This is a genomic window from Escherichia sp. 93.0816, assembly GCF_013368855.2.
GTDB classification, from domain to species: Bacteria; Pseudomonadota; Gammaproteobacteria; order Enterobacterales; family Enterobacteriaceae; genus Escherichia; species Escherichia ruysiae.
On the sequence record NZ_JABWNC020000008.1, the window covers coordinates 33651 to 53933 of the forward strand.

Sequence of the window (20283 nt, forward strand, 5' to 3'; positions counted from 1 at the left end):
CTCGCCCCTTTGGGAGAGGGTTAGGGTGAGGGGAACAGGCCGCATTGCTCCAGAAGCCTGGTCAGCAATCTCAGCCACGTTAACCCAACGCCTGTAACGCCTTTTCCAGTGCGTTATGTAACAACTGGCGGTCATGACGATAGGGGATATCGCTGGCCTCCAGTACGTCCTGGATCACTATTCTGTCGGTGACCGCAGAAACATCCACTTTCGGCCCAACGACTACGGCATCAATAACCTTCTTGCCGACATACTGCTCCATAATCGCCAGCTTATTTTCCAGCTTCAGATTCGCCGCTGGTAAGCTAAGTTCACGTCCCAGATTGCCGATATAGACCATCGGAGCTGGCGTGCGGCGCAATGCCTGCGCCATTTCCTTAAGCAGCAGGATCGGCATCAGGCTGGTATAAAAACTGCCTGGCCCGATAAGAATCAGATCTGCTTCATTGATAGCATGTACAGCTTCACGCGTAGCAGGCACATTAGGGGTTAACAGTAATTCCTGAATCGGCGTGGTTAACTGGTCAATATTTACCTCGCCGTAAACTTCATGCCCCTGATCGTCAATCGCCATCAGATCAACGGGATGCTCTGACATCGGAATCAAATGCGCATCCACTTTCAGCAGATTACGAATTAAATTGATGGCTTCCAGAGGCCGCACGCTAAGGTGGTCCAGCGCCTTTAACATCAGGTTTCCAAGGTTATGCCCGGAAAGCTCGCCATTACCGCCAAAACGATATTCAAACATCGCGGAAGCGACGCTGGGTTCTGTAATTAACTGATTAAGACAGTTGCGCATATCGCCCCAGGCAATACCGCCTTCTGAGCGGCGAATACGCCCTGTTGAACCACCGTTATCGGTGGTGGTCACAATGCCCGTTAAACGAGAACCCAAAGACGAAAGTGAGGAGAGAACGCGTCCCAGTCCATGCCCTCCGCCGAGAGCAACGACACGATCAAGGTCAGCCAGCGTACGATTGCGCATATAAATTCCTGAAGTCAGATTATCCGCGCTACAGTAGCGCAACTGACAGGGAAACAGCAATTAACCCGCCAAAATTGAGGATACAAATAATTGTTTTCTACCTCTAAAGGACGATATACGCACTGCATTGCTGATGATGTACATCAAAGTAAAACCATCATTTTCCCTTATTCTGTAGGGAAATAGCACGATCATGACGCTATATACATGATTACATAGCGGAAAGTGTGAATGGTAAAAATCTCATTTACACGCTAGTATCGGCATAACCACTAAACACTCTAGCCTCTGCACCTGGGTCAACTGATACGGTGCTTTGGCCGTGACAATGCTCATAAAGATTGCCACCAGGGCGAAGGAAGAAATGACTTCGCCTCCCGTATCTGGAAAGGTGTACATGGCTTCACAACTGACTGATGCATTTGCGCGTAAGTTTTACTACTTGCGCCTGTCGATTACCGATGTGTGTAACTTTCGTTGCACCTACTGCCTGCCGGATGGCTACAAGCCGAACGGCGTCACTAATAAAGGCTTCCTGACCGTCGATGAAATTCGTCGGGTTACTCGCGCCTTCGCCAGTCTGGGCACCGAAAAAGTTCGCCTGACAGGCGGCGAGCCGTCTTTACGCCGTGACTTTACCGATATCATCGCCGCCGTGCGGGAAAACGACGCTATTCGCCAGATTGCGGTCACTACCAATGGTTACCGTCTGGAACGCGATGTCGCGAACTGGCGCGATGCAGGCCTGACGGGCATTAACGTCAGCGTTGATAGCCTCGACGCCCGTCAGTTTCACGCCATTACCGGGCAGGATAAATTCAACCAGGTAATGGCAGGCATCGATGCCGCATTTGAAGCCGGGTTTGAGAAGGTTAAAGTCAATACCGTACTGATGCGGGATGTCAATCATCACCAACTCGACACCTTTCTGAACTGGATCCAGCATCGCCCCATTCAGCTGCGTTTTATCGAACTGATGGAAACGGGCGAGGGCAGCGAACTCTTCCGTAAGCACCATATCTCTGGTCAGGTTCTGCGTGACGAGCTGCTGCGTCGTGGCTGGCTCCATCAGCTTCGTCAACGCAGCGACGGCCCCGCGCAAGTTTTTTGTCATCCGGATTACGCCGGAGAGATCGGCCTTATCATGCCGTATGAAAAAGACTTCTGCGCCACCTGCAACCGCCTGCGCGTCTCCTCCATTGGTAAACTCCACCTCTGCCTGTTTGGTGAGGGCGGCGTTAATCTGCGCGATCTGCTGGAAGACGATACCCAGCAACAGGCGCTGGAAGCACGTATTTCGGCGGCGCTGCGGGAGAAAAAACAGACCCATTTCCTGCATCAAAACAACACCGGTATTACGCAAAACTTATCGTACATTGGCGGTTAAAACGTCAAAAGGAGAGATCAGATGAGTCAGGTAAGCACTGAATTTATCCCGACCCGTATTGCTATTCTTACGGTTTCTAATCGTCGCGGTGAAGAAGACGATACCTCCGGTCACTATCTGCGCGACTCGGCGCAGGAAGCAGGCCATCACGTTGTCGATAAAGCCATAGTCAAAGAAAATCGCTACGCCATCCGTGCCCAGGTATCTGCGTGGATCGCCAGCGACGATGTGCAAGTGGTGCTGATTACAGGTGGTACTGGCCTGACGGAAGGCGATCAAGCGCCAGAAGCACTGCTGCCGCTGTTCGATCGTGAAGTCGAAGGCTTCGGCGAAGTGTTCCGTATGCTGTCGTTCGAAGAGATTGGCACCGCAACGCTGCAATCTCGTGCGGTGGCGGGTGTTGCTAACAAGACACTGATTTTCGCCATGCCTGGTTCAACCAAAGCGTGCCGCACCGCCTGGGAAAATATCATCGCGCCGCAGTTGGATGCCCGTACGCGTCCGTGCAATTTCCACCCACATTTGAAGAAATAAGTATGTCGCAACTGACCCATATCAACGCCGCTGGCGAAGCGCACATGGTGGATGTCTCCGCCAAAGCGGAAACTGTGCGTGAAGCGCGCGCCGAAGCCTTTGTCACCATGCGCAGTGAGACGCTGGCGATGATCATTGATGGTCGCCACCACAAAGGCGACGTATTTGCCACTGCGCGCATTGCCGGTATTCAGGCGGCAAAACGCACCTGGGATCTGATCCCGCTCTGTCATCCGCTGATGCTCAGCAAAGTTGAAGTCAATTTACAGGCCGAGCCGGAACATAATCGGGTACGAATTGAAACGCTTTGCCGCCTGACCGGAAAAACTGGTGTCGAAATGGAAGCATTAACCGCAGCCTCTGTGGCGGCGCTGACCATTTATGACATGTGCAAAGCGGTGCAAAAAGATATGGTGATTGGCCCGGTACGTTTGCTGGCGAAGAGCGGCGGCAAGTCGGGTGATTTTAAGGTGGAAGCGGATGATTAAAGTTCTTTTTTTCGCCCAGGTGCGCGAGTTGGTGGGAACAGATGCAACCGAAGTGGCTGCGGATTTCCCAACCGTTGAAGCGTTACGCCAACATCTGGCTGCGCAGAGCGATCGCTGGACGCTGGCGCTGGAAGATGGCAAATTGCTGGCTGCCGTCAACCAGACGCTGGTGAGTTTTGACCATCCGCTGACTGACGGCGACGAAGTGGCTTTCTTCCCGCCGGTAACCGGAGGTTAAGATGGCAGAAACCAAAATTGTTGTCGGCCCGCAGCCGTTCCGAGTAGGGGAAGAGTACCCGTGGCTGGCGGAGCGTGACGAAGATGGTGCAGTGGTCACGTTTACCGGTAAGGTGCGCAACCATAACCTGGGCGATAGTGTAAAAGCATTAACCCTCGAACACTATCCGGGGATGACGGAAAAGGCACTGGCTGAAATCGTGGATGAGGCGCGTAACCGTTGGCCGCTGGGACGCGTCACGGTGATTCACCGCATTGGCGAATTATGGCCGGGCGATGAAATCGTTTTTGTCGGCGTCACCAGCGCACACCGTAGCAGCGCGTTTGAAGCCGGGCAGTTTATTATGGATTATCTGAAAACCCGCGCACCGTTCTGGAAGCGCGAAGCCACGCCGGAAGGTGATCGCTGGGTCGAAGCCAGGGAGAGCGATCAGCAGGCGGCGAAACGCTGGTAGTTTTTTGTTGGCCGGATAAGGCATCGCTGCATCCGGCAATTTCACCGCTCTGGACATGCGTTTACGCTGCGTCGATGCACACCCTCATCATTTGCAGTATCCTTTAGATATTCCTTATATCTTCAGGAGAAAGTCATGGACAGATTCCCACGTTCAGATTCAATCGTACAACCCCGTGCTGGCTTGCAAACCTATATGGCGCAGGTCTATGGCTGGATGACAGTTGGCCTGTTGCTGACCGCATTTGTTGCCTGGTATGCGGCTAATTCTGCCGCCGTTATGGAGCTGCTATTCACTAACCGGGTCTTCTTAATCGGTTTGATAATCGCGCAATTAGCTCTGGTTATCGTGTTATCAGCGATGATTCAAAAACTCAGCGCGGGCGTAACGACGATGCTCTTTATGCTTTATTCGGCGCTAACGGGCTTAACGCTCTCCAGTATTTTCATTGTCTACACTGCCGCCTCTATTGCCAGTACCTTCGTTGTCACCGCCGGGATGTTTGGCGCGATGAGTCTGTATGGTTACACCACAAAACGCGATTTAAGTGGCTTCGGCAATATGCTATTTATGGCATTAATCGGTATTGTCATAGCCTCGCTGGTGAACTTCTGGCTGAAAAGCGAAGCGTTGATGTGGGCAGTCACCTACATCGGCGTGATTGTCTTTGTTGGACTGACGGCGTATGACACTCAGAAACTGAAAAATATGGGTGAACAGATTGATACCCGCGACACGTCGAACCTGCGTAAATATTCCATTCTTGGCGCATTAACGTTGTATCTGGACTTCATCAACCTGTTCCTGATGTTGCTGCGGATCTTTGGCAACCGCCGTTAAACGCATTTCTTATAAAATCCCGGAATGACACCGGGATTTTTTTTGTCTATTCGATAATAAGTATATATTTAAAAAATAGGCATAAAGATATAATTCATATTGATTATATCTTTATATCTATGCATGTGATGCATTTTTATAAATCTGGTATACCTAAAAGAAAATAGAGTACAATCCTACGGTTTTATTAATGGCTGGTGATATTCATCTGTTAAATAAATGCTTGCGGGTAAAAATCAATCATCTGCTGATAATATATCTCAATGGGATTAATTTTTAAATATATATTCATATAATAAATGAATTGGGGTTCTATGTCTTTCGTATTACCATCGATAACGGCTTATCCACGGCAGTCAAAAAAATACATTTTCATCGCATTGCTACTTGTATCCGTATTATTCCAGCTTTGGCCTGTTTATTTTTTACAGCCATTGAGGGTTATCCTGCGCGTCGGTATCTGCAACTTGCTAATCATCCTGTGTTTGACAGGGTGTTATCGATTATTTGTTGGAAAAATAGCAGCATTGGGTGTATCACTGTTATTGACCATTAACTTTATGGTCGCGCTTTGTACATGGCAAATTTATCAAAGTGAATTTAATATTATCTTTGCGATGAGTATCATGGAAACCCACTGGTCTGAAGTGAAAACAATGTCGGGGTTATATCTATCCTGGATACCAGTATGTGTTGTTTATTTCTTGCTGACTTATTTTTCTATACACATGGGCGTTAAGTGTGTGTCTACTAAAGTTCAATGTGTATCACTGGTGATACTATTAATATTTATCTCATGGTTTAGCTACAATCAATGGAGTAAACAGAAAAAAGATGGTCTTGGAGGATACTCTCCATTAAGCTCCAGGGTGTTAAGATTTACACCATTTTATACCGCTGCTGATTTTATTATTGCTTATCGAGATATTTCTTTTGCCAGGGAAATAAAACAAATTGATGTGGATTTACCGGGATTGATTGCTAAAGAAACGGATATTGAAAATTATGTTATTATCGTAGGGGAGTCTGTACGGCGCAGTAATATGAGTTTGTATGGCTTTGGCATCAATACCACGCCTGTACAAAATGAGATTGGACCACAGGCGCTTATCTTTGATAATGCGGTTTCCCCAGCGGCGGCAACAGTAACTTCTGTTCCGATGATCCTCAGTAAAGCGACAACAGAAAGTTTTACCGCTGCGGACTTATCAAATAATGTTATTGCCGTCGCTAATAAAGTGGGGTATCAGACTACCTGGTTAAGTACCGTGGGTATGTCCGGGAAGCATAATAACTATATTACGCTCATTGGTCGTTCCAGTCATAATACACATTGGGTAAGCGAGGAATACGATGATAGCCTTCTTCCGTTGTTGGATGAAGCATTAAAAGCCAAGGGTAAGAAATTAATACTGCTACATGGTAATGGTAGCCATGAAATTGCCTGTACACGCTACCCTGAATGGGCAGATAAAATTAAAACTGGGGATAAATACGAGGATTGCTACAACAACTCCATACAATTTACCGATTACATCATTGGTGAAATCATGAAACGACTGGAGGGAAGTAAATCCTCATTACTCTATTTTTCTGACCACGGTCTGGAGAAAAATCCCAATATTCCATCGTATTATATGCACGCCGCAGATACTCCCAGTAAAGAAGCCTACGATGTACCGCAATTTATCTGGTATAGCCAGGCTGCTATCGCCAGTCAACCGCGTAAACTTGGACACATTCAAGAAGTTTATTCATTGCTTAATAACTATGCGATGATTCTTGACTGGCTGGGCATCTCTACCCACGAAGAGCATTGCAATTCGCCATTATCTCAGTGTTATCGTCCGGACTCCTCTATTCCAGTAACTGATGGCACCCGCGCTAAAATATTTGAATATAAAGATTTGCGAGACACCTTCACATCACCGAAGAAAAATGTTTTTTATCGCGAAGCCAGTCCGAATCCGCTGTGATTTATGCAGAGAGGACATCGCCCGATGTCCCCTCATTGTTATTACGGAAACAATAAACATTAGTCTGGCGTAAAACATACTTTGTGACAGGACTGTAGCGTATCAGAATGCAGGAACGCATTAGTTGTGTAGGGCGGATAAGGGCCATGAACAAATAGCACGTTGCTAACAATCTGCACAAACCAAAAGAACTTAACTGAACATCACATCACCGCTTCATTTTTCGCCCGTAGCTTCTTCGCCTGGCTTTCCAGCAGCAGGTAACAGATCAGCGCCAGCAGCAGCGGGATAAAGTAGTACAGGACACGGTAAGCGAGCAGGGCGGCGATAATCGTTCCTTTTGATGTATGTTCTCCTGCCAGTAGCGCGATAAACACCGCTTCCAGCACGCCAATACCCGCTGGAATATGCACAATGACGCCGGCAATACTGCTAACCAGCAACACGCCCAGTACAAAGAAATAGTTCACGTTTTGACCAAGTAACAGCCAGATAATCGCTCCCATAACCATCCAGTTGACGCTGGAAATCAGCATCTGGGTGAGGGCGAATTTCCATGAAGGTAGCATCAGCTTTTGCCCTTTGATGGTCATATGACGGTGTTTAGCGAAGGCGCAAAACCATAAATAGACTGCAATTATCAGCAGCAAACCAATGCCGAGAATACGCAGCGTGGTTTGATCGATATACCAGTGATCCGGCAGTTCCACCACGCCCACGGTAAAAATAATCCCGGCGAGCAAAATATAGCCCAGCCAGTTAGTGGTAATACTCAGCGAGAAAATCCGTGTAATAGTGCTACCCGGTAATCCCAGGCGGGAGTAAAGACGATAACGCATACCAATGCCGCCGACCCAGGTACTGAGCGTCAGGTTGAAGGCGTAGCAGATAAATGACACCAGCATCACCTGGCGCTTCGCCAGTTTATGACCGCAGTAGAAGCGGGCTAGCAGGTCATAACAGCCGTAGAGCAGGTAGCTCACGACCACCAGCCCAACCGCACTGAGCAGCGCAACGCGATTGTAGTCGCGGATGACTTTCCAGACCTCTTCCCAGTCCACCTTTTTGGCGTAGACCACCAGCAACACAATCACCGCGATAAAAAACAGCCAGGTGAGGATCTTCTTTGCTAAGCGCCAGCGCGGGTGTGATTTACTCATCAGGGTTTCACCCCCGTATTTTCCGTTTCTACCCGATCCTGCGTTTCCATTGCCGGCTGCGCGGGCGGATCAACTTGCGCCAGACGTGGCGTATGCGCCGGAAGCCAGCCCACCAGCGCCGGGAAATGGCGTAGAAAGTGGAATGCCAGCACGCTTTTAGTCAGGTTCCACCAGGTGCGTTTTGGCAGCATGGTTTCATCTACCTGCTGGCAGTCAGCGGCGATGATGCCGTTCAGATTATCGCGCAGCGTCTGGTTAAAATTACGATCGTGGATGATAACGTTTGCCTCCAGATTCAGCGACAAACTGAGCGGATCGAGATTACTGGACCCTACCGTCGCCCAGTGATCGTCCATTAACGCGACTTTGCCGTGGAGCGGGCGGCGGCGATATTCAAATACCTGAACGCCACCTTTAACCAGATAGTTATACAGCAAGCGCGCGCCGACTCTGACAATAGGCATATCCGGTTCGCCCTGAATGATCAGTTTGATCCGCACCCCACGCCGTGCCGCTTTACGCAAGGCGTGTAAAAATCGATAGCCGGGGAAGAAGTAGGCGTTGGCGATAATCACTTCCCGCCGCGCCTGAGTGAGCATTTTCAGATAGTGGCGCTCAATATCGCTGCGATGTTCTTCGTTATCGCGCCAGACCAGCAATACCTGCGCTTCTCCCGGCTGGCGGTTCTCTTCCGCCTTGTGATGACGTCGCCACCAGCGCCGTGCCGCGCTTTGTCCGGGCAGGTTTTCCAGTTCAAATTGCAGAATATCTTCCACAATTGGCCCCTCCAGGCGCACCGCGTAATCCTGTTTGGCCTCTGGACCGTAGCTGGACATATGCTCGGCGGAGTAATTCAGCCCGCCAATAAAGGCGATGCGTGCGTCGATCACCACGATTTTGCGATGCATCCGGCGAAACACATTAGTTCGCATACCGAACAGACGAGGGCGGGGATCGTAATAACGAAACACCACGCCAGCCGCCGTCAGTTCATTGACAAACTCATCGCTGAGATCCGGCGAACCGTAGCCATCCAGCAAGACTTCCGCTTTAACCCCGCGTCGTGCAGCGTCCAGCAATGCTGAGTGTAATTGTTTACCGACGTCATCCTCGAACCAGATAAACGTTTCAAGAATGATGCGTTCTTGCGCCTCGCCAATCGCTTTAAATACAGCGGGATAATATTGCTCGCCGTTCTCCAGCAACTGGATCTTATTGCCTTCGCGCCAGCTACATTTCATAAATGAATCTCCGCACTCAAAGGGGCATGATCAGAAAGATGTCGCCAGGTGCGCAGCGGTAGCGAGGTTGGCGCGCTGGCGCTGGCGTTTTTGACATAGATCCTGTCCAGACGTAGTAGAGGAAATTGCACCGGAAACGTGCGTGCCGGGCGTCCGTGGGCGCGGGTAAATATCTCATCCAGCCCGGCCTGTACTTTTAAGGGATGATTGGCTTTTTGCCGCCAGTCGTTGAAATCACCCGCCACTAAAACGGGTTCGTCGGGCGGAAGCTGGTTTACCCATTCGGCGAGCATCGCAAGCTGCGCCTGACGGTGCGCCTCACGCAGGCCAAGATGCACGCACATCACATGAATCGCTTTCCCGGTCACCGGCGGCACAATGCGGCAATACAGTACGCCACGTTTTTCCGCTCCATCGACAGAAACATCGCGATTTTCATAATGTTCAATGGGATAGCGCGACAGTACGGCGTTGCCGTGATGTCCTTCCGGGTATACGGCATTGCGGCCGTAGGCAAAATCGCTCCACATAGTGTCGGCGAGAAACTCGTAGTGCGAGGTATCGGGCCAGTTTTCCACATGCAGTGGATGAACTTCGTGCGCTCCCATCACTTCCTGCAGGCAAACTATATCGGCGCTGACGGTGCGCACGGCGTCGCGAAGTTCCGGCAAAATGAAGCGTCGGTTAAACGCTGTAAAGCCTTTGTGAATATTGATGGTGAGTACCTTGAACGAAAATTGTTGTGTTTGATCGGGCATAATTTTCCTGTCTTTGCCTCTTATCTCATTGAAATAGTGTAGTCGGCGTCACAAAAAGGTGCGGTCTTACGGAATTTTCCGTAAAGTTCGGTACTCTGAGTTAGTAGAGATAAATTCTTCAGGAGAGAAGCCATGAAGTGGCAACAACGTGTTCGTGTCGCAACTGGCCTAAGTTGCTGGCAGATTATGTTGCATTTACTGGTAGTGGCGCTGCTGGTGGTGGGCTGGATGAGTAAAACTCTGGTTCACGTCGGCGTGGGATTGTGCGTGCTGTATTGTGTAACGGTAGTGATGATGCTGGTGTTTCAGCGTCACCCTGAACAACGCTGGCGCGAGGTGGCAGACGTACTGGAAGAGCTGACCACCACCTGGTATTTTGGCGCGGCGCTGATTGTGCTGTGGCTGTTGTCCCGCGTACTGGAAAACAACTATTTGCTGGCAATTGCAGGGCTGGCGATCCTTGCCGGCCCGGCGGTGGTGTCGTTACTGGCGAAAGATAAAAAGTTACATCACCTTGCGTCTAAACATCGCGTACGCCGCTGACCCTGTCGTGGCCGTTATCACCAGTAGCGGCCACAAACTGTTCCACACAATATCCAGACTCGCATCCTTCAAATAAATCTGCTTGGTAATGTCCGTAAAGTGGCGGATAGGGTTAATCCACGTCAGGTTTTGCAGCCACACCGGCATGTTCTCTACCGGCGAAACGTAACCGGAAAGCAGAATGGCGGGCATCATAAAGACGAATACCCCGATAAACGCCTGCTGTTGCGTTGCACAGAGTGATGAAATCAGCAGACCGAATCCCACCAGTGACAAACCGTAAATCACCATCGTGAAATAGAACAGCGCCAGCGATCCGGCGAAGGGGATTTGATACGCCCAGATACCAATCGCCAGCACAATGGTGGCCTGGAACGTGGCGACAATTAACGCCGGTACGGCTTTACCGATGAATATCTGCCAGGTGGTGAGGGGCGAAACCAGTAGCTGATCGAGCGTTCCCTGTTCGCGTTCGCGGGCGACAGAAAGTGAAGTGACGATCATCACGCCGATAGTGGTGATCATGGCGATCAACGATGGCACCACAAACCATTTGTAGTCGAGGTTTGGGTTATACCAGTTGCGTACCACCAGTTCGCTGTTGTTGGGCTTCGGCTTTCCTTCCAGCAGCTCCTGCTGATAGTTTTTGACGATCTGTTGCAGGTAGTTGGCGGCGATTTGCGCACTGTTGGAGTTACGCCCGTCGAGAATTAACTGCAACGGCGCGGTCTGGAACGTATCCAGTTTGCGCGAGAAATCAGCCGGGAAACGCACCAGCAGTAGCGCCTTTTGCGTATCGATAGTCGGGCGGATCTCCTGCGGACTTTTCAGCAGCAGCACATGGGTAAAGGCGCTGGCGCGGGCAAAACGCTGGGTCAGCTCCACCGAATGCTCGCCGTTATCTTCATCGTAGATAGCGATGGTGGCGTTGGTGACTTCCAGCGTGGCGGCAAACGGGAACAGGATCACCTGAATAAGCACGGGTAAAATCAGAATCGCCCGCGTCTGCGGTTCGCGCAGCAGCGACTGCAACTCTTTGCGGATTAACGTCCATAAGCGATGAAACATGCTCTTCTCCCTAATCCAGCCGACGTTTGGTTTTCAGCCACGTCAGGCCGATAAACATCACCGCCGAAGCGATCAAAAACAGCACGTTTACCACCAGTACCACCGGAATATTCCCGGCGAGGAACAGGCTTTGCAGGGTGCTGACGAAATAACGTGCGGGAATAATGTACGTCACCGCGCGGATCACTGCGGGCATACTGTCGATCTGAAAAATAAAGCCGGAAAGCATAATCGACGGCAGGAAAGCGGCGTTCAGTGCTACCTGAGCGGCGTTGAACTGGTTGCGGGTAATCGTAGAAATCAGCAGCCCCATCCCCAGCGTACTGAGCAAAAACAGACTGGTGATAAAAAACAGGATCAGCAGCGAACCGCGATAGGGCACGCCGAGAATAAACACCGACACCAGCATACAGAGCAGCATCGCCAGCATACCGAGGAAGTAATAGGGGATCAGCTTACACAGCAGCAACTCCGTGCGGGTAATCTCCGTAGAGAGCAAAGCCTCCATAGTGCCGCGCTCCCACTCCCGCGCTACCACCAGCGAGGTGAGGATCGCGCCGATGACCGTCATGATAATGGTTACCGCACCGGGGATAATAAAGTGCTGGCTTATCGCCGCCGGGTTAAACCAGTAGCGTGTCTGGACGTCGATAAGTGGTTCAAAAGTCTGCCCATTGTCCTCTGCCCGCTGCATTTGCCAGATCTGCCAGATCCCTTCGACATAACCCTGCACAAAGTTGGCGGTATTTGGCTCGCTGCCGTCGGTGATCACCTGAATCGGTGCGGTGGCGTTGGCGCGCTCCATCTGTTCGGCAAAATCCACCGGAATCACCACCAGACCGCGAATTTTCCCCGCCTGCATTTTGGCGATCAGTTCCTGACGATTATCGCTGATGGTGGCATCAATATAGGGCGAGCCGGTCATCGTGTGGGTGAAATCCAGCGCCGCTTCGCTACGCTGCTCCAGCAAAATCCCGACCCGCAGCTTGCTGGAGTCGAGGTTAATACCGTAACCAAAAATAAACAGTAGCAACAGCGGGATCACCACCGCAATCAGCCAGCTACTTGGGTCGCGAATAATCTGCCGCGTCTCTTTGACGCACAGCGCCCGCACACGACGCCAGGAAAGGATCGGGTTACTCATTGCCATGCTCCTTATCCCAGTCGTGGATCAACTGAATAAAGGCTTGCTCCATAGTGGGATCAGGTTGCTCATCGTTAGCCGACTGCGCTTTCAAATCGTCCGGCGTACCGCTGGCAATCAGCTTCCCGCGATACACCAGCCCGATGCGGTCGCAATATTCCGCTTCATCCATAAAGTGTGTGGTGACCATCACCGTGACGCCTTTCTCTACCATGCTGTTGATGTGCAGCCAGAACTCGCGGCGGGTGAGGGGATCAACGCCGGAAGTCGGTTCATCGAGAAACAGAATGTCCGGTTCGTGCATTAGCGAGCAGGCCAGCGCCAGCCGCTGTTTAAAACCCAACGGCAGTTCATCGGTGGCATGTGAGGCGATACTTTTCAGGCCAAATGCCTCGCTCATACGGGAGATTTTTTCGTTCTGCGCCCGACCGCGTAAACCATACACACCGGAGAAAAAGCGTAAATTCTGTTCGACCGTCAAGTTGCCGTAGAGCGAAAATTTTTGCGCCATATAGCCGAGATGCTGGCGCGCTTTACCAGAACTCTCTTTCAGATCCATGCCCAGCACCAGCGCCTGACCAGAGGTCGGCACCAGCAAGCCACACATCATCTTAAAGGTGGTTGATTTCCCAGCGCCGTTTGGCCCGAGCAAACCAAAGATTTCACCGCGTTTGACGGCAAAATTCACGTGATCGGTGGCGGCAAAATCACCAAATTTTTTGGTCAGTTCTTTCGCTTCGATCACCGTCTCGCCGGGTGTGCCTTCTACCGTATGTAATATTGCGCCCAGCGGTGATTCCGAGGTTCCGGCACCACCCAGCAAATCAATAAACGCATCTTCAAAACGCGGCGTTGTTTCGTTGATGTTGATCTCCGGCATCCCGTCGGCATGGCGAATATCGTCTGGCGTGGCCTCTTTTTTGAGGATCAGGCGCACGGATTTCCCCTGAATCATTCCGTCGCTGACCTGCGGCAGTTTCAATGCCCGTTGCAGCAATTTGCGGTTGCCCTCGTGCGGGCTGGTCATCAGAAAGCTGCGCCCGGCCATAGTCTGCGTCAGAGCCGTCGGTTCCCCCTGATACAGCAGCTCGCCTTCGTTCATCAGCAACACGTCACGGCACTGCTCGGCTTCATCGAGATACGAGGTGCTCCAGAGAATTAACATTCCTTCGCCTGCCAGCTCATGCACCATCTGCCACAGTTCGCGCCGTGAGATAGGGTCAACGCCGACGCCGGGTTCATCGAGCAGTAACACTTTCGGCGCGCCCACCAGGGTACAGGCCAGCCCGAGTTTTTGCTTCATCCCGCCGGAGAGCTTGCCCGCCAGGCGTCCGGTAAACGGGCCAAGAGACGTAAACTCCAGCAGGCGAGCAAAAGTCTGCTTCCGCGCTTCACCGGTGACGCTGCGCAAATCCGCGTACAGATTGAGGTTTTCCATCACCGTGAGATCTTCATACAGACCGAATTTCTGCGGCATATAGCCGAGCACCGCGTGCAGCGCAGCGTCGTTTTTGATCGGATCAAAGCCAATCACCGTGGCACTGCCACTATCAGGTTTCAGCAACCCGGCCAGCATCCGCATCAGCGTGGTTTTGCCCGCGCCGTCCGGCCCTACCAACCCCGTCACATAACCAGCGTGAATGGTGCAGTCGAGCGGCGCGACGGCGGGCTTGTCCATGCCCGGAAAGCGTTTTTCCAGGCCGTTCAGCGTGATAACGGCATCATTCATGTCCTGCCTCGTCACCAAATTGCACCGTCACTGGCATACCCTGGCGTAACGCATCATCGGCGTCGGTCACCACAATACGCAGGCGATAAACGAGGTCGGTACGCAGATCCGGCGTTTCGACGGTTTTCGGGGTAAATTCAGCGGTTGGCGAAACGAAACCAATCTGCCCGTGATAGGGCTTGTCCGGGCGACCATCGGTATAGAGCAGCACTTTGCGTCCCGGCTGCGCCTGGTCAAGATTACGTTCATCAACATAAGCGCGCACCCACACCGGACGCGTCAGCGAGACGGTAAACACCGTGCCGCCTTCATTGAGCACCGTGCCAGGCTCTACCGCGCGGGTTAACAGCGTGCCGTCAGACGGTGCAACCAGCGTCGAATCCTGCAAATTCAGCTCCGCCTGCGCCAGTTGCGCCTGTGCCTGTTCGAGGCTGGCTTTTGCCTGGGCGATATCCTGTTCGCGGTTACCGGAACGGTACTGACGCAATTTATCCTGAGCTGATTTCAGCGTTGCCTGCGCCTGGTCGCGCGAGGAGCGGGCATTTTCCAGGTCGTTTGCCGAAATGGTACGGCTTTTCCACAGCCCTTGCTGGCGGTTATAGAAGTTCTGCGCATAGTCATAGGCGGCTTGCGCCTGTTTCACCGCTGCGGCGGCCTGAGCGATTTCTTCATCGCGATACCCGGCAAGCATCAGGTCATACTGCGCCTGAGCCACCGAAACGCCCGCTTTCGCCTGCATCAGGGCAATCTCATACGGCTTATGATCCAGTTCGCCCAGCACCTGGCCCGCTTTGATCGCATCACCTTCGTCTACCGCCAGCGACTCAACGCGACCACCGACACGGAAGCTCAGATTCACCGTACGAATATCCACGTTGCCATACAGCGTCAGGCCGTTATCCTGGCGGCTTTGATACCACCAGTAGCCTCCGGCAACCACGGCGGCAAGCACCACTACCGCCAGTCCAGTCACGACAGTTTTTTTCATCACTACAAACTCCTTTGCGATAATCCTTGCAAAATCAGGTCGATATGACAGGTCACCGTCTGGTTGATCAGTTCGGTCTTTTCTTCATCGAACGCGCTCCAGCCGGTGCGTAACAGAATCGTTTCTTTACCAAGACGAAACGCCAGAATCTCGCCAAGTAATGCATGGGTATGGAGGATCATACGGGTATCGTTGGCATCACAACCGGTCCAGGCGGCGATCAGACGCGTAAGATGGCTGTGTAACGGGCTAATCACCTGTTCATGCACCAGATGGTAGGCTGCCGTAGGAGAGAGCTGCTCACGGGAGATAAACTTGCTGAGGTTGACAGTGTCATCCTGGGTGAGCAGTTGAATCATGCTCCTGCAAGCGCGAAGAATCAGTTCGCGGATGGCGGCGCGATCCGGCTGTGGTTGCGTGAACAATCGTTCGGCTTCCTCGGCGTGCGGACGGAACTGCTCGCCAATAAAATCGGCAATCCACTGGGCGCAGGCGAGATATAAATCTTCTTTCGAACCGAAGTAATAGGTAATAGCAGCGATATTCTGCCCGGCCTGAGCGGCGATATCGCGGGTGGTGGCGTTCATTCCATACTCACCAAACTGCGCCAGTGCAGCGGCAATCAGCTGCTTTTTCGCCTGTTCACCTTTGGTTGTCATGGCAGGACTATTCATAGCACAGCCCATTCTTAATCAAATGATTGATTAAGATTATGACTCATTTTTCGCGTTGTCCAGTATGGCTAAGAACTTGAGCAACGTCAGTCACAGGGATAATTTATGCGCTGCGTCACAAAAACTGCTACACTCCGCTCCCTCATGACATTGTGGTTTTTGTCATTTTCCTTTTCAGTATCTCCCTGAAAACTACACCGGTAACGGTCGGGGCGGTTCGGAGTAGTTATGTCTTTCGATTCTTTGGGTTTAAGCCCTGATATCCTGCGCGCCGTTGCCGAGCAAGGTTACCGTGAACCCACCCCTATTCAGCAGCAGGCGATCCCTGCGGTGCTGGAAGGCCGCGACCTGATGGCCAGTGCCCAGACCGGCACGGGCAAAACAGCGGGCTTTACGCTGCCGCTGTTGCAACACCTGATTTCCCGCGAGCCGCACGCCAAAGGGCGTCGTCCGGTACGCGCGTTGATCCTCACCCCGACCCGCGAACTGGCGGCGCAGATTGGTGAAAACGTCCGTGATTACAGCAAATACCTGAACATTCGTTCGCTGGTGGTGTTTGGTGGCGTCAGCATTAACCCGCAGATGATGAAGCTGCGTGGCGGTGTTGATGTGCTGGTGGCAACGCCGGGGCGTTTGCTGGATCTGGAACACCAGAACGCGGTGAAACTGGATCAGATAGAGATCCTCGTCCTTGATGAAGCTGACCGTATGCTCGATATGGGCTTTATCCACGATATTCGTCGTGTGTTAACAAAACTGCCCGCGAAGCGCCAGAACCTGCTGTTCTCCGCGACTTTCTCTGACGAGATTAAAGCTCTGGCAGAAAAACTGCTGCATAACCCGCTGGAAATCGAAGTGGCACGCCGCAATACCGCCTCTGAGCAAGTGACCCAGCACGTTCACTTTGTCGATAAGAAACGCAAACGGGAATTGCTGTCACACATGATTGGTAAAGGTAACTGGCAGCAGGTGCTGGTATTTACTCGAACCAAACATGGCGCTAATCATCTGGCTGAACAATTAAATAAAGATGGCATTCGCAGTGCGGCGATCCACGGTAATAAATCGCAAGGTGCGCGTACTCGTGCGCTGGCCGATTTTAAATCGGGCGATATTCGTGTACTGGTGGCAACTGACATCGCTGCGCGCGGTCTGGATATCGAAGAGTTGCCGCACGTCGTCAACTATGAACTGCCAAACGTACCGGAAGATTATGTCCACCGTATCGGGCGTACTGGTCGTGCCGCCGCCACCGGCGAAGCGTTATCGCTGGTGTGTGTGGATGAACACAAACTGCTGCGTGATATCGAAAAACTGCTGAAAAAAGAGATCCCGCGCATTGCGATTCCGGGCTATGAGCCGGACCCATCAATCAAAGCCGAACCGATCCAAAACGGTCGCCAGCAACGCAGTGGCGGCGGTCGTGGGCAGGGTGGTGGTCGCGCTCAACAGCAGCCACGCCGTGCAGAAGGTGGTGCGAAGTCTGGTAACGCGAAACCCGCAGAAAAACCGTCTCGTCGTCTCGGCGATGCCAAACCGGCAGGCGAACAACAACGTCGCCGCCGTCCGCGTAAACCTGCCGCTGCGCAGTAATCTTTTATGCCGGGCTATGCCCGGCAGCAGACTGATGACAAAGTCCCAAAAGTGCCTGGACAGTCCCCTCGCCCCTTCGGGGAGAGGGTTAGGGTGAGGGGAACAAACCCGCACTGGCGTGATTATTTACCCTCACCCCGACCCTCTCCCTAAAAGGGCGAGGGGGGACAATGATGTTTCTCCCGATGCGGGAAATCCCTACATCCGGAAAACGTTATTGCGAGCCGCTTTCCAGAAACAGAAAAACCATTACCCCTGAAAACCGAAAAATGCCACAATATTGGCTGTTTATACAGTATTTCAGGTTTTCTCATGGCATTAACCGCCGCGCTTAAAGCGCAAATTGCCGCCTGGTATAAGGCGCTTCAGGAACAGATCCCCGACTTTATTCCCCGTGCGCCGCAGCGGCAGATGATTGCGGACGTCGCCAAAACGCTGGCCGGAGAAGAAGGGCGGCATCTGGCGATTGAAGCACCCACCGGCGTTGGGAAAACGCTCTCCTATTTGATCCCCGGCATTGCGATTGCACGTGAAGAGCAAAAAACGCTGGTGGTCAGTACCGCCAACGTGGCGTTGCAGGATCAAATCTACAGCAAAGATTTACCTTTGCTGAAAAAGATCATTCCCGATCTTAAATTTACCGCCGCTTTCGGGCGTGGGCGCTACGTTTGCCCGCGTAACCTGACGGCGCTTGCCAGCACTGAACCCACGCAACAGGATCTGCTCGCTTTTCTTGACGATGAACTGACGCCTAATAATCAGGAAGAGCAAAAACGCTGTGCAAAGCTGAAGGGCGATCTCGACACTTATAAATGGGATGGCCTGCGCGATCATACGGATATTGCTATTGATGACGATCTCTGGCGACGGCTGAGTACCGACAAAGCCAGCTGCCTCAACCGCAACTGTTACTACTACCGCGAATGCCCGTTTTTTGTTGCCCGTCGGGAGATTCAGGAAGCAGAAGTGGTGGTGGCAAACCATGCGCTGGTGATGGCGGCGATGGAAAGCGAAGCTGTATTGCCAGACCCGAAAAACTTGCTGCTGGTGCTGGATGAAGGGCATCACCTGCCGGACGTGGCGCGGGATGCGCTGGAGATGAGCGCCGAAATCACCGCGCCCTGGTATCGGCTCCAACTGGACTTGTTCACCAAACTGGTCGCCACCTGCATGGAGCAGTTTCGCCCGAAGACGATCCCACCGCTGGCAATCCCTGAACGTTTGAATGCGCATTGTGAAGAGTTGTATGAGCTTATCGCCTCTTTAAACAACATTCTCAATCTCTATATGCCTGCCGGGCAGGAGGCTGAGCACCGGTTTGCGATGGGCGAACTGCCTGATGAAGTGCTGGAGATCTGCCAGCGGCTGGCGAAACTGACAGAGATGTTGCGTGGTCTGGCAGAACTATTCCTTAACGATTTAAGCGAGAAAACCGGCAGCCATGACATTGTGCGCCTGCATCGGCTTATTTTGCAGATGAACCGCGCGCTGGGGATGTTTGAGGCGCAAAGCAAACTCTGGCGGCTGGCCTCGCTGGCGCAATCTTCCGGTGCGCCAGTGACCAAATGGGCGACGCGGGAAGAGCGTGACGGGCAGCTACATCTCTGGTTTCACTGCGTGGGGATCCGCGTCAGCGATCAGCTGGAAAGACTACTGTGGCGCAGCATTCCGCACATTATTGTCACTTCCGCGACCTTGCGTTCGCTGAACAGCTTCTCACGTTTGCAGGAGATGAGCGGGCTGAAAGAAAAAGCGGGCGATCGTTTCGTGGCGCTGGATTCACCGTTCAACCACTGCGAGCAGGGCAAAATTGTTATTCCCCGGATGCGCTTTGAGCCTTCTATCGACAACGAAGAGCAGCACATTGCTGAAATGGCCGCCTTTTTCCGTGAACAGGTGGAGAGCAAAAAACATCTCGGCATGTTGGTACTGTTTGCCAGCGGACGGGCGATGCAGCGGTTTCTCGACTATGTGACGGATTTACGTCTGATGTTACTGGTGCAGGGAGATCAGCCGCGCTACCGCTTAGTTGAACTGCATCGCAAACGCGTCGCTAACGGTGAGCGCAGCGTGCTGGTGGGCTTACAGTCATTCGCCGAAGGCCTTGATCTGAAAGGCGATCTGCTCAGTCAGGTGCATATCCATAAAATCGCCTTTCCGCCTATCGACAGTCCGGTGGTGATCACCGAAGGCGAATGGCTAAAAAGTCTTAACCGCTACCCGTTTGAGGTGCAAAGCCTGCCGAGCGCCTCGTTTAATCTGATCCAGCAGGTTGGGCGTCTTATTCGAAGCCACGGTTGCTGGGGCGAAGTGGTTATCTACGACAAACGCTTGTTGACCAAAAATTATGGCAAGCGATTACTGGATGCATTACCGGTATTTCCGATAGAGCAACCGGAAGTCCCTGAAGGTATAGTTAAAAAGAAAGAAAAAGCGAAATCCCCACGCCGTCGGCGGCGTTAATGATGTGAGTCAGGTAA

19 protein-coding genes and 1 riboswitch are annotated in these 20283 nt (G+C 52.2%); of the genes, 10 read left to right on the forward strand and 9 right to left on the reverse strand.

The window, feature by feature from the left end; all coding sequences use genetic code 11:
* Positions 1-79: 79 nt before the first annotated feature.
* On the reverse strand, positions 80-988 hold the full coding sequence (yvcK, locus tag HEM79_RS10980) for a uridine diphosphate-N-acetylglucosamine-binding protein YvcK (RefSeq protein WP_010347415.1): 909 nt from the start codon (positions 986-988) through the stop codon (positions 80-82).
* 265 nt (positions 989-1253) lie between these two features.
* A riboswitch (molybdenum cofactor riboswitch) is annotated at positions 1254-1398 on the forward strand.
* On the opposite strand from yvcK, the gene moaA reads away from it, so the two are divergent.
* The 7 genes from moaA to HEM79_RS11015 all read left to right on the forward strand — a co-directional run bounded on the left by moaA (position 1386) and on the right by HEM79_RS11015 (position 6905).
* Positions 1386-2375 carry a GTP 3',8-cyclase MoaA gene (gene moaA / locus HEM79_RS10985; protein ID WP_176242765.1) on the forward strand — a complete coding sequence of 330 codons (990 nt, stop codon included), beginning with the start codon at positions 1386-1388 and terminating at the stop codon, positions 2373-2375. Its footprint overlaps the riboswitch before it by 13 nt.
* A 21-nt stretch (positions 2376-2396) precedes the next feature.
* Positions 2397-2909: a molybdenum cofactor biosynthesis protein B gene (gene moaB, locus HEM79_RS10990; RefSeq protein WP_000084634.1), complete on the forward strand. Its 513-nt coding sequence runs from the start codon at positions 2397-2399 to the stop codon at positions 2907-2909.
* 2 nt (positions 2910-2911) lie between these two features.
* On the forward strand, positions 2912-3397 hold the full coding sequence (gene moaC, locus HEM79_RS10995; RefSeq protein ID WP_000080885.1) for a cyclic pyranopterin monophosphate synthase MoaC: 486 nt from the start codon (positions 2912-2914) through the stop codon (positions 3395-3397).
* The gene (moaD, locus tag HEM79_RS11000; RefSeq protein WP_065226422.1) at positions 3390-3635 is read left to right on the forward strand and encodes a molybdopterin synthase sulfur carrier subunit; all 246 of its coding nucleotides are present in this window, start codon (positions 3390-3392) and stop codon (positions 3633-3635) included. Before moaC ends, moaD begins: the two co-directional genes overlap by 8 nt.
* A 1-nt stretch (position 3636) precedes the next feature.
* Positions 3637-4089 (forward strand): molybdopterin synthase catalytic subunit MoaE, encoded by a 453-nt coding sequence (gene moaE / locus HEM79_RS11005; protein WP_176242766.1) that lies wholly within the window; start codon positions 3637-3639, stop codon positions 4087-4089.
* A 135-nt stretch (positions 4090-4224) separates the two neighbouring features.
* Entirely contained in the window at positions 4225-4929 is a 705-nt protein-coding gene (locus HEM79_RS11010) for a Bax inhibitor-1/YccA family protein (RefSeq protein ID WP_000373623.1), read from the forward strand.
* Between the two features lie 314 nt (positions 4930-5243).
* Positions 5244-6905 carry a phosphoethanolamine transferase gene (locus HEM79_RS11015; protein ID WP_176242767.1) on the forward strand — a complete coding sequence of 554 codons (1662 nt, stop codon included), beginning with the start codon at positions 5244-5246 and terminating at the stop codon, positions 6903-6905.
* Between the two features lie 203 nt (positions 6906-7108).
* On the opposite strand, the gene HEM79_RS11020 is transcribed toward HEM79_RS11015, so the two are convergent.
* Genes HEM79_RS11020 through HEM79_RS11030 form a run of 3 tightly spaced genes read right to left on the reverse strand, consistent with a single transcriptional unit; the run spans position 7109 to position 10064 of the window.
* Positions 7109-8065, reverse strand: a complete 957-nt coding sequence (locus HEM79_RS11020) for a lysylphosphatidylglycerol synthase domain-containing protein (protein ID WP_176242768.1) — start codon at positions 8063-8065, stop codon at positions 7109-7111.
* On the reverse strand, positions 8065-9306 hold the full coding sequence (clsB, locus tag HEM79_RS11025) for a cardiolipin synthase ClsB (protein WP_176242770.1): 1242 nt from the start codon (positions 9304-9306) through the stop codon (positions 8065-8067). The genes HEM79_RS11020 and clsB overlap by 1 nt, the downstream gene beginning before the upstream one ends.
* Positions 9303-10064: an endonuclease/exonuclease/phosphatase family protein gene (locus tag HEM79_RS11030; protein WP_001113360.1), complete on the reverse strand. Its 762-nt coding sequence runs from the start codon at positions 10062-10064 to the stop codon at positions 9303-9305. Before HEM79_RS11030 ends, clsB begins: the two co-directional genes overlap by 4 nt.
* Before the next feature lie 132 nt (positions 10065-10196).
* Here HEM79_RS11030 and HEM79_RS11035 point away from each other — a divergent pair, with 132 nt between their 5' ends.
* Positions 10197-10607, forward strand: coding sequence for a YbhQ family protein (locus tag HEM79_RS11035; RefSeq protein ID WP_000871987.1), 411 nt, complete (start codon positions 10197-10199; stop codon positions 10605-10607).
* Here the strand turns inward: HEM79_RS11035 and HEM79_RS11040 are convergent.
* Genes HEM79_RS11040 through cecR form a run of 5 tightly spaced genes read right to left on the reverse strand, consistent with a single transcriptional unit; the run spans position 10569 to position 16210 of the window.
* Positions 10569-11675, reverse strand: a complete 1107-nt coding sequence (locus tag HEM79_RS11040) for an ABC transporter permease (RefSeq protein ID WP_000469029.1) — start codon at positions 11673-11675, stop codon at positions 10569-10571. The two genes, HEM79_RS11035 and HEM79_RS11040, sit on opposite strands and share 39 nt — an antisense overlap.
* Positions 11676-11685: 10 nt before the next feature.
* Entirely contained in the window at positions 11686-12819 is a 1134-nt protein-coding gene (locus tag HEM79_RS11045) for an ABC transporter permease (protein WP_000070112.1), read from the reverse strand.
* Entirely contained in the window at positions 12812-14548 is a 1737-nt protein-coding gene (locus HEM79_RS11050; RefSeq protein WP_176242771.1) for an ATP-binding cassette domain-containing protein, read from the reverse strand. Before HEM79_RS11050 ends, HEM79_RS11045 begins: the two co-directional genes overlap by 8 nt.
* Positions 14541-15536 (reverse strand): secretion protein HlyD, encoded by a 996-nt coding sequence (hlyD, locus tag HEM79_RS11055; RefSeq protein WP_016159031.1) that lies wholly within the window; start codon positions 15534-15536, stop codon positions 14541-14543. Before hlyD ends, HEM79_RS11050 begins: the two co-directional genes overlap by 8 nt.
* A gap of 2 nt (positions 15537-15538) precedes the next feature.
* Entirely contained in the window at positions 15539-16210 is a 672-nt protein-coding gene (cecR, locus tag HEM79_RS11060) for a DNA-binding transcriptional regulator CecR (RefSeq protein ID WP_176242773.1), read from the reverse strand.
* A gap of 228 nt (positions 16211-16438) precedes the next feature.
* Here cecR and rhlE point away from each other — a divergent pair, with 228 nt between their 5' ends.
* Positions 16439-17803 carry an ATP-dependent RNA helicase RhlE gene (rhlE, locus tag HEM79_RS11065; protein WP_016159029.1) on the forward strand — a complete coding sequence of 455 codons (1365 nt, stop codon included), beginning with the start codon at positions 16439-16441 and terminating at the stop codon, positions 17801-17803.
* Positions 17804-18115: 312 nt separating this feature from the next.
* The gene (gene dinG, locus HEM79_RS11070) at positions 18116-20266 is read left to right on the forward strand and encodes an ATP-dependent DNA helicase DinG (protein ID WP_176242775.1); all 2151 of its coding nucleotides are present in this window, start codon (positions 18116-18118) and stop codon (positions 20264-20266) included.
* Positions 20267-20283 lie beyond the last annotated feature (17 nt).

Coding starts and splice junctions, on each gene's coding strand:
- yvcK (WP_010347415.1), bottom strand. CDS start 988: ATGCGCAATCGTACGCTGGCTGACCTTGATCGTGTCGTTGCTCTCGGC.
- moaA (WP_176242765.1), top strand. CDS start 1,386: ATGGCTTCACAACTGACTGATGCATTTGCGCGTAAGTTTTACTACTTG.
- moaB (WP_000084634.1), top strand. CDS start 2,397: ATGAGTCAGGTAAGCACTGAATTTATCCCGACCCGTATTGCTATTCTT.
- moaC (WP_000080885.1), top strand. CDS start 2,912: ATGTCGCAACTGACCCATATCAACGCCGCTGGCGAAGCGCACATGGTG.
- moaD (WP_065226422.1), top strand. CDS start 3,390: ATGATTAAAGTTCTTTTTTTCGCCCAGGTGCGCGAGTTGGTGGGAACA.
- moaE (WP_176242766.1), top strand. CDS start 3,637: ATGGCAGAAACCAAAATTGTTGTCGGCCCGCAGCCGTTCCGAGTAGGG.
- HEM79_RS11010 (WP_000373623.1), top strand. CDS start 4,225: ATGGACAGATTCCCACGTTCAGATTCAATCGTACAACCCCGTGCTGGC.
- HEM79_RS11015 (WP_176242767.1), top strand. CDS start 5,244: ATGTCTTTCGTATTACCATCGATAACGGCTTATCCACGGCAGTCAAAA.
- HEM79_RS11020 (WP_176242768.1), bottom strand. CDS start 8,065: ATGAGTAAATCACACCCGCGCTGGCGCTTAGCAAAGAAGATCCTCACC.
- clsB (WP_176242770.1), bottom strand. CDS start 9,306: ATGAAATGTAGCTGGCGCGAAGGCAATAAGATCCAGTTGCTGGAGAAC.
- HEM79_RS11030 (WP_001113360.1), bottom strand. CDS start 10,064: ATGCCCGATCAAACACAACAATTTTCGTTCAAGGTACTCACCATCAAT.
- HEM79_RS11035 (WP_000871987.1), top strand. CDS start 10,197: ATGAAGTGGCAACAACGTGTTCGTGTCGCAACTGGCCTAAGTTGCTGG.
- HEM79_RS11040 (WP_000469029.1), bottom strand. CDS start 11,675: ATGTTTCATCGCTTATGGACGTTAATCCGCAAAGAGTTGCAGTCGCTG.
- HEM79_RS11045 (WP_000070112.1), bottom strand. CDS start 12,819: ATGAGTAACCCGATCCTTTCCTGGCGTCGTGTGCGGGCGCTGTGCGTC.
- HEM79_RS11050 (WP_176242771.1), bottom strand. CDS start 14,548: ATGAATGATGCCGTTATCACGCTGAACGGCCTGGAAAAACGCTTTCCG.
- hlyD (WP_016159031.1), bottom strand. CDS start 15,536: ATGAAAAAAACTGTCGTGACTGGACTGGCGGTAGTGGTGCTTGCCGCC.
- cecR (WP_176242773.1), bottom strand. CDS start 16,210: ATGAATAGTCCTGCCATGACAACCAAAGGTGAACAGGCGAAAAAGCAG.
- rhlE (WP_016159029.1), top strand. CDS start 16,439: ATGTCTTTCGATTCTTTGGGTTTAAGCCCTGATATCCTGCGCGCCGTT.
- dinG (WP_176242775.1), top strand. CDS start 18,116: ATGGCATTAACCGCCGCGCTTAAAGCGCAAATTGCCGCCTGGTATAAG.